The following is a 13,778-nucleotide window of genomic DNA, read 5'->3' as shown; positions in this document are numbered from 1 at the left end:
GGTCACAGCGAACCGTACGGCCTACGGCGGACGGCGCGGAAGAGGGCGGGCGGGTGTGGCGCGCCGATACGCGTGGTTGACGGGGGAACGAACGGTGCGGGAGGAGAATGCCCGCCATGGATCGCAGGCCTTTCATCGGCGTCAGCACCTACGTGGTCGGCGCGAGTTGGAGCGACTGGCGCGACCGCCGGGTGGCCCTCGTGCCCGAGCGGTACACCGCGTTCGTCCAGGACTCCGGCGGGATCGCCGTCCTCCTGCCGCCCGACGCCCCCGAGCGCGCCCCCGAGGTGCTGGCCCGGCTCGACGCACTGGTCATCGCCGGCGGGCCCGACGTCGACCCCGCCTACTACGGGCAACCCGCCCACCCGCGGACCGAGGTGGACTCGCCCGAGCGCGACCGCTGGGAGGTCGCGCTGCTGCGGGCCGCCCTGGCCGCGGGGATGCCGCTGCTGGGGATCTGCCGCGGCATGCAGGTGCTCAACGTGGTCTGCGGCGGGACGCTCGTGCAGCACCTGCCCGACGTCGTGGCGGTGGACGTCCACGCGGGGACGCCCGGCCGGTACGGCACCCACCTGGTGCGGCCGGTGCCCGGCACGCTGCTCGGCGGGCTGCTGCCGGAGAGCGAGTTGGAGGTGCCGACCTTCCACCACCAGGCCGTCGACCGGCTCGGCGACGGCCTGCGGGTCGGCGCGCACGCACCGGACGGCACGGTGGAGGCGGTGGAGGGCCCCGGGTTCACCCTGGGTGTCCAGTGGCACCCGGAACAGGGCGAGGACCTGCGGGTGATGCAGGCCCTCGTCCAGGCCGCGACCGCGGCCCACCTGGACGCGGCGGTGCTGCTCTAGCGGCCGGTTCCCCCGGCCGGTGGCGCACCCTGAACGGCAACGACAACGGTCACCAGTACAACCTTTGGATCTTTGTCCGATCTGGGGTTCACTTCGGGTGCGGGGCGATCGCGGCCCGTCTCCTCCCACCCGTGCGTCCAGAGAGGACTTCGATGGCCGGGCACGAGCACTCCCTCGACGATCATGCGCATGACCACAAGCACTCCCACGGCCACGGCGGTCACGGCCACGGCCACGGCGGCCACTCGCACGCCGTCGCCGCCGACGCCGACCGCCGCTGGTTGATCAGCGCACTCGCCCTGATCGTCGTCTTCATGGCCGGCGAGGTCGTGGTGGGCTTCGCCGCGCAGTCGCTGGCCCTGATCTCCGACGCCGCGCACATGCTCACCGACGCCGCCTCGATCGTCCTCGCCCTGGTCGCGATGCGGCTGTCCGCCCGTCCGGCCCGCGGCGGCTACACCTACGGGCTCAAGCGGGCCGAGATCCTCTCCGCGCAGGCCAACGGCGTGACCCTGCTGGTGCTCTCGGCCTGGCTGGGCTACGAGGCGATCACCCGCCTGCTCGAACCGCCGGAGGTCACCGGCTCCCTGGTCCTGATCACCGCGCTGGTCGGGATCGTGGTCAACCTGGCCGCCACCTGGTGCATGTCCAAGGCCAACCGCAGCTCGCTGAACGTCGAGGGCGCCTTCCAGCACGTGCTCACCGACCTCTACGCGTTCGTCGCCACCGCCATCGCCGGTGTGGTCATGCTGACCACCGGTTTCGTCCGGGCCGACGCGATCGCCTCGCTGATCGTGGTCGCGCTGATGCTCAAGGCCGGCGTGGGCCTGGTCCGGGACTCCGGCCGGATCTTCCTGGAGGCCGCCCCGGCCGGGATCGACCCGGACACCGTCGCCGACCGGATGGTCGCCCAGCCGCTGGTCGAGGAGATCCACGACCTGCACATCTGGGAGATCACCTCCAACCAGCCGGCCCTGTCGGCGCACATCCTGGTCACCCCGGGCGGCGACTGCCACGCCGTGCGGCGCGCCCTGCAGCGGCGGCTGGCCGACGAGTACGGCATCACCCACAGCACGCTCCAGGTCGACCACGTCGGCGAGGACGAGGCGGGCGCGCTGCTGCAGATCGCCGCCCCGGGCGAGCTGTCGGCCGAGCACTGCGCGGACGCGCACGGCCCGGTCCACCGCGCCGGCCCGCACGAGCACTGAAGACCACCCGCCGTCGCCCCCGTACGGCATGATCTGACGCGTGACCGCACCCCGACTGATGCTGCTCGACTCCGCCAGCCTGTACTTCCGGGCCTACTTCGGCGTACCGGACACCCTGCGCTCCCCGCAGGGTGAGCCGGTCAACGCCGTCCGCGGCCTGCTGGACTTCATCGCCCGGCTGGTCCACGACCACCGCCCCGACCAGCTGGTCGCCTGCATGGACGCCGACTGGCGCCCGCAGTGGCGGGTCGACCTCGTCCCCTCGTACAAGACCCACCGGGTCGCCGAGGCGGCCCAGGACGGCGAGGAGGAGGTGCCGGACACCCTCGCCCCGCAGGTCCCGGTGATCGAGCAGGTGCTGGACGCGCTCGGCATCGCCCGGGTCGGCTCCCCCGGCTACGAGGCCGACGACGTGATCGGCACCCTCACCGCCCGCGCGACGGGCCCGGTGCAGATCGTCACCGGCGACCGCGACCTCTTCCAACTGGTCGACGACGCCCGGCGGATCACCGTGCTCTATCCGGTCAAGGGGATGGGCAACCTGCAGGTCACCGACGACGCCCTGCTGGTGGGGAAGTACGGCGTGCGGGGCGCGCAGTACGCCGACATGGCGGCCCTGCGCGGGGATCCGTCCGACGGCCTGCCCGGCGTCAAGGGCATCGGCGAGAAGACCGCCGCCCAGCTGATCAACGAGTACGGCGACCTCGCCGCCATCCGGGCCGCCGCCCTGGACGTCGGCTCGAAGCTCACTCCGGCCCGCCGCCGCAACATCGTCGAGGGCGCCGGTTACCTCGACGTCGCGCCCACGGTGGTCCGGGTCGCCGAGGACGCCCCGCTCCCCGCCTTCGACCCGGCCCTCCCGCACGAGCCGCTGGACCCGATGACCCTGGAGGAGCTCTCCACCCGCTGGGGCCTCGGCACCTCCCTGGACCGCGTCCTGGAGGCCCTGGCCGCCCGCTGACCGCGCGACGCGGACGCGAGGGGCCCGCACGGATCACTCCGTGCGGGCCCTTCGCGCTCCGGGTGCGGCTCAGCCCACCGAGGAGTAGGCGATGATGCCGCGGCGGAGGCCGTCGACGGCCTTGCGGGCCGTCCTGCGGAGCTCGACGTCCTCGCCCGCCGCGTCCTGGATCTGGCCGAGGACGTCGATCAGCTGCTTCGTCCAGCGCACGAAGTCGCCGGCCGGCATGTCGGCGTCCCGCAGGACCTGGTCCAGGCTGTGGCCGAGGGCCCAGCGGTAGGCGGCCCAGGCGAAGCCGAGGTCGGGCTCGCGCTGGCCGACGCCCTCGGCGGTGTTGATCCGGTGCTGCTCCTCCAGGGCGTCGAGGTGGCCCCAGATCCGGACCATCTGGCCGAGCGCCTCCTTGGCGGCGCCCTCCGGCACCCGGGGGGCGCCGGCGTCGTCGGCCTGCCGGGCCTCGTAGACGAGCGCGGAGGCGCAGGCGGCGAGCTCGGCGGCGGCCAGGCCGCTCCAGACGCCCTCGCGGATGCACTCGGAGGCGAGCAGGTCGAGCTCGCCGTAGAGCCGGCCGAGCCGCTTGCCGTCCTCGGTGACGGCGTCGCCCTGCAGGTAGCCGAGGTCGGCGAGCAGTCCGCAGACCCGGTCGAAGGTGCGGGCGATGGTGTGGGTGCGGGAGCGCATCCGGCGCTCCAGCAGCTCGGTGTCCCGGTGCAGCCGGTGGTAGCGCTCGGCCCAGCGGGCGTGGTCCTCGCGCTCGTCGCAGCCGTGGCAGGGGTGCTGGCGCAGCTCGGTGCGCAGCCGGGTGATCTCCGGGTCGTCCGCGGCGGCGGCCCGGCCGCGGCGGAACCGCTCGGGCTCCAGGTGGCCGGCCTTGGTGCGCAGCGCGGAGGCGAGGTCCCGGCGGGACTGCGGGCTGCGCGGGTTGAAGGACTTCGGGATGCGCACCCGCTCGACGGCGACGACGGGGTGCGGGAAGTCGATCATGGCGAGGCGCTTGACCTGCCGCTCGGCCGTGAGCACCACCGGGCGCGGTCCGTCCTGGAAGTCGGGGTGGCGCGAACCGCCCCGGCCGGAGCGGTCGACCGGCGGCAGGCCCGGGTCGAGGACCAGCGCCAGACCGGCGAACTTGCCGGTGGGGACGTGGATGACGTCGCCCGGCTTGAGCCGCTCGATGGACTCGACGGCGGCGGCGCGGCGCTGGCTGCTGCCCTCGCGGGCGAGCTCGTTCTCGCGGTCCTTGAGCCGGCGGCGCAGGTCCATGTACGCGTCGAAGTCGCCGAGGTGGCAGGTCATCGACGCCCGGTAGCCGTCCAGGCCCTCCTCGTTGCGCTGGACCTGGCGGGCGATGCCGACCACCGAGCGGTCCGCCTGGAACTGGGCGAAGGAGGTCTCGAGCAGTTCGCGCGAGCGGTGCCGGCCGAACTGGGAGACCAGGTTGACGGCCATGTTGTAGGAGGGCCGGAAGCTGGACTTGAGCGGGTAGGTGCGGGTGCCGGCGAGCCCGGCCAGCGCCTCCGGGTCGAGGCCGCGCTGCCAGAGCACCACGGCGTGGCCCTCGATGTCGATGCCGCGCCGCCCGGCCCGGCCGGTGAGCTGGGTGTACTCGCCGGGGGTGACGTCGGCGTGGGTCTCGCCGTTCCACTTGACGAGCTTCTCCATGACCACCGAGCGGGCGGGCATGTTGATGCCGAGGGCCAGCGTCTCGGTGGCGAAGACGGCCTTGACCAGGCCCTTCACGAACAGCTCCTCGACGACCTCCTTGAACCGCGGCAGCATCCCGGCGTGGTGGGCGGCGATGCCGCGCTCCAGGCCGTCCAGCCACTCGAAGTAGCCGAGGACGTGCAGGTCCTCGTCGGGGATGTCGGCGCAGCGCTCCTCGACGATGGCCCGGACCCTGGCGCGGTCGCCGTCCTTGTTGAGCCGCAGGCCGGAGCTGAGGCACTGCTGGACGGCGGCCTCGCAGCCGGCCCGGCTGAAGATGAAGGTGATCGCGGGGAGCAGGCCCTCGGCGTCGAGCCGGTCGATGACGTCCACCCGGCCCGGGGTCCAGACCCGGCCAGGGCGCCCGTTGGGCATGCTGCGGCCCCGGCCGCGGCCGAAGCGGTCGCGCGGGTTGCGGTCGAGCTCGGAGCGGGCGAGCCGGACGAGCTCGGGGTTGACCAGCTTGCCGGGGTTGCGCGGGCCGGCCTTGGGGCGGCCGTCGCGGTCCGGGTCGGCGAACAGGTCGTACATCCGGTTCCCGGCCATCACGTGCTGCCACAGCGGCACCGGGCGGGTCTCGGAGACGATGACCCTGGTGCCGCCGCGGACGGTGTCCAGCCAGTCGCCGAACTCCTCGGCGTTGGAGACGGTCGCGGAGAGCGAGACGAGGGTGACCGACTCGGGGAGGTGGATGATGACCTCCTCCCAGACGGCGCCGCGGAAGCGGTCGGCGAGGTAGTGGACCTCGTCCATGACGACGTAGCCGAGGCCGTCGAGGGTGCTGGAGCCCGCGTAGAGCATGTTGCGGAGCACCTCGGTGGTCATGACCACCACGGGGGCGTCGCCGTTGACGGTGTTGTCGCCGGTGAGCAGGCCGACCTTGGCGGCGCCGTAGCGCTTGACGAGGTCCCCGTACTTCTGGTTCGACAGCGCCTTGATCGGCGTGGTGTAGAAGCACTTGCGGCCGGCCTGGAGGGCCAGGTGGACGGCGAACTCGCCGACGATGGTCTTCCCCGAGCCGGTGGGGGCGGCGACGAGCACGCCGGAGCCGGCCTCCAGCGCCTCGCAGGCCTCCACCTGGAAGTCGTCCAGCGGGAAGTCGTACAGCTGCCGGAAGCCGTGGAGGGCGGAGGCCTGCTCCTTGGCCCGGCGGCGGCTGGCCGCGTACGCCTCGGCGGGGCTGAGCTCCCGGTCGTCGTGGGGCTCGGGCTCAGGGGTGTTCATCGCCGTCCGGGTGTGGTTGGTGTGATCTCGCATCTCAGCGAGAGGTTACCCGGCGGCACTGACATCGATAGCACCGTTTTTCCGAGCTGCGAGATCAGATCTCTCTCAGATCCATAGTTGCAAATGTCTTCAAGTGATCAGAGTCCGACCAGCTTCGAACGTCTCCGATCATTCGCGGTGGAACCCGAGCGGTCCTGCTTACCTTCGGTCTCACAGCGGGCTCACCGCCACCTACTCACGGGAGGACACCGACGATGGCGAACCTGGAGACGTCCCTCAAGGAGGCCATGGCGATCGACGGCGCGATCGGCGTCGCGCTGGTCGACTACGGCAGCGGCATGGCGCTCGGCAGCCTCGGCGACGGCGGGGAGCTCGACCTCAACGTCGCCGCCGCCGGGAACACCGACGTGGTCCGGGCCAAGATGCGGGCCATGGAGATGCTCAACCTGCACGACAACGACATCGAGGACATCCTGATCAGCCTCACGAACCAGTACCACATGGTCCGGCCGATCACCACGCCCAGCGGCCGCGGCCTCTTCCTGTTCCTCGCCCTCAACCGCACCCGCTCCAACCTGGCGATGGCCCGCCACCAGCTCAAGCGGATCGAAGTCGCGCTGGAGATCTGAGCGGGCCGACACCAGGGAAGGGGGGCCTCGTGGCGGTAGCGCTGTACCAGGCCAAGGCCGAGTTCTTCCGGATGCTCGGCCATCCCGTCCGGATCCGGGTGCTGGAACTGCTCCAGGCCGGCCCGACACCGGTGCGCGACCTGCTGGCCGAGCTGGCGGTCGAACCGTCCAGCCTCTCCCAGCAGCTCGCGGTGCTGCGCCGGTCCGGCATCGTCACCGCCACCCGGGAGGGCAGCACCGTGGTGTACGCACTGGCCGGCGGCGACGTGGCCGACCTGCTGCGAGCGGCCCGGCGGATCCTCACCGGGCTGCTCGCGGACCAGAACCTGCTGCTCGCCGAACTGCGGGCCGGCGCCGACCGGGCCGACGAGCCGGGCCCCGAGCAGGGTGCCGACCGGGAAGCCCAGTTGGGTGCCGGGCAGGCCGCCGGATAGGAGGCCGAACGGCGCGCGGGCCCGACGGGGCCCGGCCCGCCCCGCCCGCTCAGCCCTTCAGCAGCCCGGCCAGCCCCTCGGCCAGCCGCTCGTACTCCCCCGGCCGGTTGTACAGCTGCGCACTGACCCGCAGCACCCCGCCGCCGGCCCACGGGCGCACCGCGATCCGGGTGGCCAGCCGCCGCCACACCTCGGCCATCAGCGCCTTCGCCTCCTGCTCCGTCTCGCAGCGGCCGGCCGGCAGCCGGACGGCCCGCATCCACACCCCGGGCGTGCCGGGCAGCGGCGGCAGGCCGGCCCGCTCGGCGAGCACCCGCTGGCCGTACGCGGCGAGCGCGGTGTTGTGCGCGGCCACCGCGGCGGCGTCGAGCGAGCGCAGCAGGTCGAAGCCGGCCGGGGCGGCCAGCCACGGTGTGTAGTCGCAGGTGCCGCGCCATTCGACGTTGCCGGGGAAGCCCTTGTCGTGCTCCCAGGACAGGGCGAGCGGACGCACCCGCTCCGTCCAGTCCGGCGCCACGGCGAGCACCCCGGTGGCGCGCGGGGCGAAGGCCCACTTGTGCAGGTTGCCGAACCAGAAGTCGGCGTGCGGGTCGGCCGGGGCGGGCAGCATGCCGGGCGCGTGGGCGCCGTCCACGACGGTGGTGACACCGCGTGCGCGCAGCTCGGCGAGCAGGGCCGGACCGGCCACCAGCCGGGCGGTCGGCGAGGTGAGCTGGTCGAGCACGGCGACGGTGACCCGCTCGTCGACGGCGGCGAGCACGGCCTCCCGTACGGCCCGCTCGTCCGGGGCGTCCAGCGGCACCTCGGCCACGACCAGTTCGGCACCGGTCTCGGCGGCCCGCCGGGTCGCCGCCCCGGTCACCGCGCCGTAGCCGTGGTCGGTGACCAGGATCCGGTCGCCGGGCCGGAGCGGGACGGTGTCCAGGGCGATCGCGACCGCCTCGGTGACGTTGGAGACCAGGGCGAGCCGGTCCGGGTCGGCCGCCAGGTCGGCGGCGATCCGGATCCGGGCCGCCGCGATCCGGGCCGGCAGGTCGGCGAAGAAGCCGTCCGGGTCGAGCTCGTGCTCGGTGCGCAGCTCCTCCTGCACCCGCTGCACCGGGACGGGCACCGCACCGAACGAGCCGTGGTTCAGGTGCGCCGCGCCCGCCGAGACGCTGAACAGCCCGTCGGCCGCGGGCAGCGGGGCCGGGGGTTCGGCGGCCCACAGGTCCTCGATCACGGCATCCTCCCAGGTCGTGATGTGTGACATTTCACATGACAGAGTACTGGTCCGGCCCCGGGCACCGCGACCACCATCGGGCCGTGACCATCACCGATCCTTTCCTGTCCCGCAGCGCCCGAACCGGCCGGTTCACCTTCGGCGCCCCGCGCGCGTTCACCCTCGCCGAGGACGGCACCCGGCTGCTGCTGCTCCGCTCCACCGGCCCCGAGGACCCGGTCGACCGCCTCCACCTGCTCGACACCGCCACCGGCACGGAACGGCTGGTCGCCGACCCCGCCGCGCTCGCCCCCGGGCGCACCGGCCACCGCGACGACCTGCCCGCCGTCGAACGCCGGCTGCGCGAGCGCACCCGGCTGGTCGCCGCCGGCATCGGCGGGTACGCGGCCACCGCCGACCTCGCGACCGCCGTGTTCGTCCTGGACGGCCGACTGTTCCGCACCGACACCGCCACCGCCACCAGCACCGAACTCCCCGTCGCCGGGCCCGCGTTCGACCCCCGGCCGGACGCCACCGGGGAGCGCGTCGCCTACGTCGCCGAGGACGCCCTGTACGTCACCCCGGACCCCGCGCCGCTCTCCCCCGCCGACGGTGCCCGCTGGGGCGTCGCGGAGTTCGCCGCCGCCGAGGAGCTCGGCCGCTCCCGCGGCCACTGGTGGCGCCCGGACGGCGGCGCCCTGCTGGCCGCCCGGGTCGACGAATCCGCCCTCCCCCGGCGGTACTTCGCCGATCCGGCCCGGCCCGGCGAGCCCGCCGAGGACTTCGCCTACCCGCTGGCGGGCGGCCCCAACGCCGACGTCCAGCTCTGGGTCCTCGGCCTCGACCGCGGCAAGGTCCGGCTGCAGTGGGACGCCGCGGCGTACCCGTACCTCTGCGCCGCCGAGTGGGCCTCGGACGACGAGGTCCTGCTCACCGTCGCCGACCGGCTGCAGCAGAACGTCCTGCTGCTGACCGCCGACCCGGCCACCGGCGCGGTCCGCGAACTCTCCCGCACCACCGACGCGTTCTGGGTCGACGACCTGCCCGGCACGCCCGCCCGGCTGGCCGACGGCCGGCTGCTCACCGTCCACGACACCCCGCAGGCCCGCGGACTCGCCGTGGACGGCAAGCCACTGGACACCACCGGCCTGCAGGTCCGCCGGGTGGTCGGCCGGCTGCGCGGCCGGCTGCTCTGCGAGACCGGCCACGGCGATCCGGCCGACCAGCACGTCCACCTGGTCGACCCGGACGGCGGCGCGCCCGAGGCCGTCAGCACCGGCGGCGGCGTGCACTCGGCGCTGGCCGCGGCCGACACCCTGCTGCTCACCTCGGCCGACGCGGACGGCGTCCGCCGCCGGCTGCTGCGGGGCTTCGGCACGGAGGGGGACGGCGCCGAGCTGCCGCTCACCGACCTCGCCGCCGCACTGCCGTTCCGGGTCCGGCCGAGCCTCGCACGGGTCACCGAACTCGCCCTGCCCACCGCCGTGGTGTACCCGCGCGGGCACGTCCCCGGCCGCCGGCTGCCGGTCCTGCTGGACGTGTACGGCGGCCCCGGCTTCCAGGCCGTGGCCAACGAGCCGCGCCGCTGGCAGCTCCGCCAGTGGTGGGCCGACCAGGGCTTCGCCGTGGTCACCACCGACAACCGCGGCACCCCGTTCGTCTCGCCGGAGTTCACCCGGGCGATCTTCCGCCGCTTCTCCCGGGTGGCCCTGGACGACCAGGTGAACGCCCTGCACGCGCTCGCCGAGCGGCATCCCGACCTGGACCTCGACCGGGTCGGGGTCCGCGGCTGGTCCTACGGCGGCTACTTCGCGGCGCTCGCCGTGCTGCGCCGCCCGGACGTGTTCCACGCGGCCTGCGCGGGCGCCCCGCCCACCGACTTCCGGCACTACGACACCGCCTACACCGAGCGCTACCTGGCGCTGCCCCGGGACAACCCGGAGGGCTACGCGGACGACTGCCTGGTCACCGACGCCCCGGGGCTGACCCGGCCGCTGCTGCTGATCCACGGGCTGGCGGACGACAACGTCCACCCCTCGCACACCCTGCTGCTGTCGGAGGCCCTCACCAGGGCGGGCCGCCCGCACGCCGTGCTGCCGCTGCCGGGCGTCACCCACATGACTCCGGGCGGGGTGAACGAACAGGTCGCGCTGGCCGAACTGGCCTTCCTGCGCTCCTCCCTGGGCTGAACCCGCCCTCCCGCGCCGTTCCCCGGGCCGGACCGTTGAGCTCGCCGGGCCGGACCGTTGAGTTCGCCGGGCCGGGCTGCGACACTCCGCGTGGTCGCCGCCCGGCCCGGGCGGCGCGACGACGACGGGGAGAGCGGACGGATGAGGATCGAAAGACCCGGGCCGATCGGCCGACGGCAGTGGACGCCGCTGACCGCGGTCAACGGCGGGCTCGCGTTCGGACTGGAGCTCGCGATGCTGGCGGCGCTCTGCTACTGGGGGTTCAGGACCGGCTCCACGCTCGCCGTCCGGCTGCTGCTGGGCATCGGCGCGCCCGCCCTCGCGGCCGGACTGTGGGGCCTGTTCCTGGCCGCGGGCGGCCCACGGTTCCCGCAGCCGCTCGCCGTGGAGATCGTGCTCAAGCTGGCCGTGCTCGGCTCGGCCGCGCTGGCGCTCCACGGGGCCGGGCGCAGCACCCTCGCGGTGGTGTACGGGGTGCTCGTGGTGGTGAGCGTGACGGTGGAGTACACCACCCGCTGACGCGCCGACAGGAGGGGCGTCGCACCGACGGTGCGGCGCCCCTCCGCTTGCGCCGACCCTCTTCCACGTGACCCGTGACATGTGAAATATTACCTGCGCTTCGCCGAAGCACGATCCCCCATCCCCCGGAAAGGACCGGTCAGTTGCGCAGACTGTCCGCGGCACTCGCGGCCGCGCTCACCACGAGCGCGATAGCGGCCACCCTCTTGGGCACCCCCGCCCAGGCCGCACCCCCCGCACCCGCCGCCATCGCCGCCGCCGAGCAGGGCGCCGGGGCCGGCGGCGCCGAAGCCCCGCCCGCACCGCTCGTCCCCCAGGAGCGCGAACGCCAGGCCCTCCGCAGCAAGGCCCTGGAGCAGCTCAACAAGGGCACCGTCGCCAAGACCGCCGACAAGCGGGCCCCCGCCAGGGTGAAGGTCGGCAACGACTACGTCGAGCTCGCCCACCAGCGCACCGACAAGGTCTTCGTGATCCTCGCCCAGTTCGGCGACCAGGTCGACAACACCACCGAGTACAACGGCCAGCCCCGCTACGGCGGCACCCCGGGCCCGCGGCACAACCAGATCCCCGAGCCGGGCCGGGACGACAACCACACCCTGTGGTCCGCCGACTTCGACCGGGACCACTACCAGAAGATGTTCTTCGACGACACGCCGGGCGCCGTGTCGATGCGCAACTACTACCGCACCCAGTCCTCCGGCCGGTACGACGTCCAGGGCACCGTCAGCGACTGGGTCACCGTGCCGTACAACGAGGCCCGCTACGGCAGCAACAAGGGCCCGCAGGGCTCCGGCGCCTGGACCCAGGCCCAGGAGTTCGTCCGGGACGCCGTCAAGGCCTGGTACGACGGTGAGATCGCCAAGGGCCGCAGCGCGGCCGACATCAGGGCCCAGCTCGCCCAGTACGACGTGCACGACCGCTACGACCACGACAAGGACGGCGACTTCGACCGCCCCGACGGCTACCTCGACAACGTCATCGTGGTGCACGCGGGCGTCGACGAGACCTGGGGCGGCGGCGCCCAGGGCGCCGACGCGCTGTGGGCGCACCGCAGTTGGGCGTTCCCGGACGCCACCGGCCAGACCGGGCCGGAGGGCGACAAGATCGGCGGCGCGCCGGTCGGCGACACCGGCCTCTACGTCTACGACTACGTCCAGGCCGGCGAGAACAGCGGTGTCGGCCTGTTCGCCCACGAGTACGGCCACAACCTCGGCCTGCCGGACCTGTACAGCACCACCGGCGGCGACAACAGCGTCAACTTCTGGTCGCTGATGTCCTCCGGCTCCTACCTCGGCAAGGGGCCGAACACCACCGGCGGCTACCCGGGCGACCTCGACGCCTGGAGCAAGCTCCAGTTCGGCTGGCTCAACTACGACGAGGCGCAGGCCGCCACCCGGTCCAGCCACGCCCTCGGGGTGAGCAGCTACAACACCGACCAGGCCCAGGCCGTCCTGGTCCACCTGCCGGACGGCACCACCAGCACCGACCTCGCCGACCCGTACGAGGGCGGCAGGCAGTGGTGGAGCGACACCGGCGACAACCTCGACAACTCCCTCACCCGGGACGTCGACCTGCGCACCGCCGCCGGACCGGCCGCCCTGGACGCGGCGGTCTGGTACGACACCGAACAGGACTACGACTTCCTCACCGTCGAGGCCACCACCGACCAGGGCAAGCACTGGACGGCACTGGGCGGCACCGTGGACGGCTCGCCGATCGGCAACACCACCGCCAACACCCCCGGCCTCAGCGGCAGTTCGGGCGGCTACCGGAAGCTGCACATCCCGCTGGACGGCTACCTCGGCCAGCAGGTCCGGCTGCGCGTCCACGCCACCTCGGACGGCAACACCCACGGCCGCGGCGTACTGGTCGACGCCGTGCAGCTGACCGCCGGCGGCACCGTGCTGTTCGCCGACGGCGCCGAGAACGGCACCGGCGGCTGGACCGCCACCGGCTTCACCGTCATCACCGGCCGCACCGCCGTCAAGCAGCACCCCCGCGCGTACATCGCCGAGAACCGCCGCTACACCGGATACGGCGCGTTCCTGAAGACCGGCCCGTACAACTTCGGGTACACCGGCGTCACCGGCAAGGCCAACGTCGTCGACACCTACCCGTACCAGGAGGGCGTCCTGCTCTGGCTGTGGGACACCTCCTACGGCGACAACAACACCAAGGACCACCCCGGCGGCGGGCTGATCCTGCCGATCGACGCCCACCCGGCGCCGATCCGCTTCGCCGACGGCACCCTGGTCAACGGGCGGGCGCAGACCTACGACGCGACGTTCTCGCTCAAGCCGACCACGCCGTTCACCCTGCACAAGGGCGGCGTCGCGGTGCGGATCCCGTCCGAGCCGGCCGTCCCGGTGTTCAACGACCACACCGGCGTGTACGCCGACCCGGCAACCCCGCAGCTCTCGGTGAAGGTGCCGGACACCAACACCCGGATCGAGGTCGTCCGGGAGTCCCAGGGCGGGCGGATCACCACCGTGCGGGTGGGGCCGGCCTCCTGAGGCACGACCGGACCACGACCGGACCACGGTCGGACACCACCGAGCACAACTGATCCACGACCGTCCGGGTGCGGCCCGCCGGATCGCACCCGGACGGCGAAGGCCCCGGTTCCCTTCCGACGAAGGGAACCGGGGCCGTTCCGTGCCCCGCCCACCGCACCGGGCGGGCGCACGTCCCGCCCGGGCAAGGGCCGTTCGGCCGTCGGCGACCAGGGAGAGGGCCGAGTTCGGCCGGCGGCGACCTGGGCAAGGGCCGTTCGGCCACCGGTGGCCCGGCCGCAGACCGAAGCCCGGCGGGGCGCCCCGCCGGGGCCCCGCCGGGCAGCGCGAGAACCCGGTCGGACGCGGCCCTCG

10 protein-coding genes are annotated in these 13,778 nt (G+C 73.7%); 8 read left to right on the top strand and 2 right to left on the bottom strand.

What is annotated here, in order from left to right:
• Positions 1 to 116: 116 nt before the first annotated feature.
• From ACIRS1_RS10085 to ACIRS1_RS10075, 3 genes are all read left to right on the top strand, one after another.
• On the top strand, positions 117 to 845 hold the full coding sequence (locus tag ACIRS1_RS10085) for a gamma-glutamyl-gamma-aminobutyrate hydrolase family protein (protein ID WP_360208707.1): 729 nt from the start codon (positions 117 to 119) through the stop codon (positions 843 to 845).
• A gap of 152 nt (positions 846 to 997) precedes the next feature.
• Complete coding sequence (locus ACIRS1_RS10080) at positions 998 to 2,053, top strand: cation diffusion facilitator family transporter (RefSeq protein ID WP_387905832.1); 1,056 nt, start codon at positions 998 to 1,000, stop codon at positions 2,051 to 2,053.
• A gap of 58 nt (positions 2,054 to 2,111) precedes the next feature.
• Positions 2,112 to 3,014, top strand: a complete 903-nt coding sequence (locus tag ACIRS1_RS10075; RefSeq protein WP_360208936.1) for a 5'-3' exonuclease — start codon at positions 2,112 to 2,114, stop codon at positions 3,012 to 3,014.
• Between the two features lie 69 nt (positions 3,015 to 3,083).
• Here the strand turns inward: ACIRS1_RS10075 and ACIRS1_RS10070 are convergent, their stop codons facing one another.
• Entirely contained in the window at positions 3,084 to 5,939 is a 2,856-nt protein-coding gene (locus ACIRS1_RS10070) for a DEAD/DEAH box helicase (RefSeq protein ID WP_360208933.1), read from the bottom strand.
• 254 nt (positions 5,940 to 6,193) lie between these two features.
• Here ACIRS1_RS10070 and ACIRS1_RS10065 point away from each other — a divergent pair, with 254 nt between their 5' ends.
• Together ACIRS1_RS10065 and ACIRS1_RS10060 are read left to right on the top strand one after the other, a co-directional pair.
• Positions 6,194 to 6,568 carry a hypothetical protein gene (locus ACIRS1_RS10065; RefSeq protein ID WP_360208703.1) on the top strand — a complete coding sequence of 125 codons (375 nt, stop codon included), beginning with the start codon at positions 6,194 to 6,196 and terminating at the stop codon, positions 6,566 to 6,568.
• 29 nt (positions 6,569 to 6,597) lie between these two features.
• A complete protein-coding gene (locus ACIRS1_RS10060; RefSeq protein ID WP_402838289.1) occupies positions 6,598 to 7,002 on the top strand; it encodes an ArsR/SmtB family transcription factor in 405 nt (134 codons plus the stop codon).
• 49 nt (positions 7,003 to 7,051) lie between these two features.
• Here ACIRS1_RS10060 and ACIRS1_RS10055 read toward each other — a convergent pair whose 3' ends face one another.
• Positions 7,052 to 8,254 (bottom strand): aminotransferase class V-fold PLP-dependent enzyme, encoded by a 1,203-nt coding sequence (locus ACIRS1_RS10055; RefSeq protein WP_402838287.1) that lies wholly within the window; start codon positions 8,252 to 8,254, stop codon positions 7,052 to 7,054.
• Positions 8,255 to 8,307: 53 nt separating this feature from the next.
• Here ACIRS1_RS10055 and ACIRS1_RS10050 point away from each other — a divergent pair, with 53 nt between their 5' ends.
• From ACIRS1_RS10050 to ACIRS1_RS10040, 3 genes are all read left to right on the top strand, one after another.
• Entirely contained in the window at positions 8,308 to 10,392 is a 2,085-nt protein-coding gene (locus ACIRS1_RS10050) for a prolyl oligopeptidase family serine peptidase (RefSeq protein WP_402838285.1), read from the top strand.
• 141 nt (positions 10,393 to 10,533) lie between these two features.
• Positions 10,534 to 10,911, top strand: a complete 378-nt coding sequence (locus ACIRS1_RS10045; RefSeq protein WP_402838283.1) for a YrdB family protein — start codon at positions 10,534 to 10,536, stop codon at positions 10,909 to 10,911.
• Between the two features lie 143 nt (positions 10,912 to 11,054).
• Complete coding sequence (locus tag ACIRS1_RS10040; protein ID WP_402838280.1) at positions 11,055 to 13,424, top strand: immune inhibitor A domain-containing protein; 2,370 nt, start codon at positions 11,055 to 11,057, stop codon at positions 13,422 to 13,424.
• Positions 13,425 to 13,778 lie beyond the last annotated feature (354 nt).

It is taken from the genome of Kitasatospora sp. NPDC101176, from assembly GCF_044768035.1.
Classification (GTDB): Bacteria; Actinomycetota; Actinomycetes; order Streptomycetales; family Streptomycetaceae; genus Kitasatospora.
This window is presented reverse-complemented; position numbering and strand designations above follow the sequence as displayed.